We start from the raw sequence: 4,229 nt of genomic DNA on the forward strand, positions 1-4,229 counted from the left end.
ACCGAGATCCGCTCCTCGCCCCACGGCGCGATCCGCTCCCGTACCTCCGCCACCGGAAGCGCCACCGACACCATGCCACCCTTGCCCGCCAGCACCCGGCCGATCGCCTGGCTGCGCAACGCCACCACACGGGCCGCATCCTTCAGCGACAGGATCCCCGCCACGCACGCGGCGGCGATCTCACCCTGGGAGTGGCCGACCACGGCCGCCGGGCGCACGCCCACCGAACGCCACAGCTCCGCGAGCGACACCATCACGGAGAACAGCACCGGCTGAACGACGTCCACCCGCTCCAGTGACGGTGCGCCCTCCGCCTCGCGCAGCACATCCACCAACGACCAGTCGGTGAACTCCGCGAGCGCGACGGCACACTCATCAATACGGGCAGCGAACACCGGTGAAGCATCCAACAGCTCCACGGCCATGCCTACCCATTGTGACCCCTGTCCTGGGAACACGAATGCGGCCTTGCCCCCGATTGAGGCCCCCTGCACCAGGTTCGGCAGGACCTGCCCCCTAGCCAGGGCGTCCAGACCCCGGACGAAATCGTCCCGGTCCGTGCCCACCAGCACCGCCCGCCGCTCGAAGGCGGCGCGGGTGGTGGCCAGCGAGTGGCCGATGTCCAGCGGGCGCGGGGCCGGGTCGGCGTCGAGGTGGGCCAGCAGCTTGGCGGCCTGGGCGCGCAGCGCCGCCTCGCTCTTGCCGGACACCGTCCACGGCACCGCGCCGAGCGGCCGGGTCACCGGCTCGGCCTCGCCCGGCTCCTCCGTGGGTGCCTGCTCGATGATGGCGTGTGCGTTGGTGCCGCTGAACCCGAACGAGGATACGGCGGCCCGGCGCGGGCGGCCGGTCTCGGGCCACTCCCGCGCCTCGGTCAGCAGCTCGATGTCGCCCGTCGACCAGTCCACATGGGGGGTGGGCTCGACGATGTGCAGCGACTCCGGCAGCACGCCGTGGCGCAGCGCGAGCACGAGCTTCATCACACCCGCGACACCGGCGGCCGCCTGGGCGTGGCCGATGTTGGACTTGATGGAGCCGAGCAGCAGCGGCTGTCCGTCGGGCCGGTCCTGGCCGTAGGTGGCGAGCAGCGCCTGCGCTTCGATCGGGTCGCCCAGCGTCGTACCGGTGCCGTGGGCTTCCACGACGTCCACCTCCGAGGCGGACAGCCGGGCGTTGGCGAGGGCCTGCCGGATGACGCGCTGCTGGGACGGGCCGTTGGGCGCCGTCAGACCGTTGGACGCGCCGTCCTGGTTGATCGCCGAGCCCCGCACGATGGCAAGGACCGGGTGGCCGTTCTTCCGCGCGTCCGACAGCCGCTCGACCAGCAGGAGCCCTACGCCCTCGGCCGGGCTGAAGCCGTCCGCGTCCGAGGAGAACGCCTTACTGCGGCCGTCGGAGGACAGTCCGCGCTGGCGGCTGAACTCGATGAAGGTGCCCGGGGTGGCCATCACGGTCACGCCGCCCGCGAGCGCGATCGAGCACTCGCCCTGGCGCAGCGACTGGACGGCCAGGTGCAGCGCCACCAGCGACGCCGAGCACGCGGTGTCCACGGTGACCGCCGGGCCCTCCAGGCCGAAGGTGTACGAGAGGCGGCCGGAGACGACGCTCGCGGCGCTGCCGGTGGCGAGGTGGCCCTCATAGCCCTCGGTGTTGCTGCGCATGAGGATGGAGTAGTCGGAGCCGTTGGTGCCGACGAAGACACCGGCCGGGCTGCCGTGCAGCGTGGCCGGGTCGATGCCCGCCCGCTCGAACGCCTCCCACGAGGTCTCCAGCAGCAGCCGCTGCTGCGGGTCCATCGCCATGGCCTCGCGCGGCGAGATCCCGAAGAAGGTGGGGTCGAAGTCGGCGGCCCCGGTGAGGAATCCGCCCTCGCGGGTGTAGCTGGTGCCCTGCGCGTCCGGGTCCGGGTTGTACAGCGACTCGACGTCCCAGCCGCGGTCGCCCGGGAACTCCGACAGCGCGTCGCCACCGGAGGCGAGCAGCTGCCACAGCTCCTCGGGGGTACGCACACCGCCGGGGAAGCGGCAGCTCATGGAGACGATGGCGATGGGCTCGTCGTCGGCGAGCGCCGCCGCGGTCGGCAGCGCGGCCACGGCGGCCCGCTGCCCGCCCGCGAGCTCGGTGCGCAGATGGCGCGCGAGCACGGTGGGCGTGGGGTAGTCGAAGATCAGGGTCGGCGGCAGCTTCAGCCCGCTGGCGGCGCTGAGCCGGTTGCGGAGTTCCACAGCTGTCAGCGAGTCGAAGCCAAGCTCCTTGAACGCCCGGCCCGCCTCGACGTCGTCGGCGCCCGCGTAGCCCAGGACGGCCGCGACGGCGGTGCGCACCAGGTCCAGCACCAGCCGCTCCCGCTCGGCCTCCGGCGCCCCGGCGAGCTGCTGGGCGAGAGCGACCGCGCCCGCGCCGTCCGCCTCGGCGTCCCCGGCCATGTCCTGGATGACGTCCCGCGCCTCGGGCAGGTCGTGCAGCAGCGGACGGGAGCGGCCGGAGGTGAAGGCGAGGACGAAGCGCTTCCACTCCATGTCGACGACGGTGAGCACCGACTCGTCGCGGTCCAGCGCGTGCTGGAGCGCGGTGACGGCCGACCGCGGCGCCATCTCGATGACGCCGTGGCGGCGCATCCGGTCACCGACGCCGCCCTCGGCCATCCCGCCCTCGCCCCACGGGCCCCAGGCCAGCGAGGTGGCGGGCAGGCCCTGGGCGCGCCGGTGCTCGGCGAAGGCGTCGAGGAAGGCGTTGCCCGGCGCGTAGTTGCCCTGGCCGGGCGCGCCGAAGGTGGCCGCGAAGGAGGAGAACAGCACGAACGCGCTCAGGTCCAGATCGCGGGTGAGCTCGTGCAGATGGCGCGTGGCGTCCACCTTGACCTTCAGCACCCGGTCCACCTGGTCCGGGGTCAGGCCCTCGATCACCCCGTCGTCCAGCACGGCGGCGGTGTGGACGACGGCGGTCAGCGGGTGCTCGGCGGGGATGTCCGCGAGCAGCGCCTCGACCTGGGCGCGGTCGGCCACATCGCACGCGGCGATGGTGACCTTGGCGCCGAGCTCGGTCAGTTCGGACCGCAGATCCGCCGCGCCCGGGGCGTCCAGGCCACGGCGGCTGGTGAGCACCAGGTGCTCGGCGCCGCCTGCGGCCAGCCAGCGCGCCACATGGGCGCCCAGCGCGCCAGTACCGCCGGTGACCAGGGTGGTGCCGGTGGGCTTCCAGGCCCGTACGGCGGGCGTGGCGGCCAGCGGGGCGCGCACCAGACGGCGGACGAGCAGCCCGGTGGCGCGGATCGCGACCTGGTCCTCCTCCTCGGCCCCGGCGAGCACGGTCACCAGCCGGGCCAGCGCCCGCTCGTCGGGCGCGCCGGGCAGGTCGACCAGACCGCCCCAGCGCTCGCCGTGCTCCAGCGCGGCCACCCGGCCCAGACCCCAGACCAGCGCCTGCTCGGGGGATTCCAGCGGGTCCGCGCGGCCCACGGAGACCGCGCCACGGGTGGCGGACCACAGCGGCGCGCCGATCCCCGCGTCGCCGAGGGCCTGCACCAGCGCCAGCTGCGCCGCCACTCCGGCCGGGACGGAGGCGTGGCGGGGGTGCGGACGGCCGTCGAGGGCCAGCAGCGACAGCACTCCGGTGAACGGGATGCCGTCGGTCTCCGCGAGCGCGGCGCGCAGCCGCCCGGCCAGCTCGTCGCGGCCGTCGGTGTCGGTGTCTACGGCGATCCGCCGTACGTCAGCGCCGCGTTCGGCGAGCACACCGGCCACGGCGTCGGTCCAGGTGGTCCAGCTGGTCCCGGTGGTCTCGGTGTCCTCGGTGGTCCCGGTGGCCTCTGTGGCCGGGGCCACGACGAGCCACGCGCCGGTCAGCCGCGCGGACTGACTGTCGGCGAGCGGCTTCCAGGTGACGCGGTAGCGCCAGCCGTCCACCGTGGACTGCTCACGGGCCTGCTTGCGCCACGACGCCAGGGCGGGCAGCAGCGCGCTGACCCGCTCGTCGTCGTCGACGTCCAGCTCGGCGGCGAGCGCCTGCCAGTCCTCGCGCTCGACGGCCTCCCAGAAGCGGGCCTCGACGGGGTCGGCGGCGGTGGCGGCGGCAGCGGCGGGGCTGCCCGCCTCGAGCCAGTAGTGCTGGTGCTGGAAGGCGTACGTGGGCAGCTCGACGCGGACCGCGCCCGTACCGTCGAACACCCCGGCCCAGTCCACGGCCACGCCCCGCGTCCACGCCTCGCCCAGCGAGATGTAGAAGCGGTC

General features: G+C 74.3%; 1 protein-coding gene. It reads right to left on the reverse strand.

From position 1 onward, the window contains the following. Positions 1-4,229 (reverse strand): type I polyketide synthase (locus IEJ02_RS47520; protein ID WP_191070464.1); only part of this gene is annotated, 4,229 nt, incomplete at both ends.

Source organism: Streptomyces sp. 5-10, assembly GCF_014712245.1.
GTDB lineage: Bacteria > Actinomycetota > Actinomycetes > Streptomycetales > Streptomycetaceae > Streptomyces > Streptomyces violaceusniger.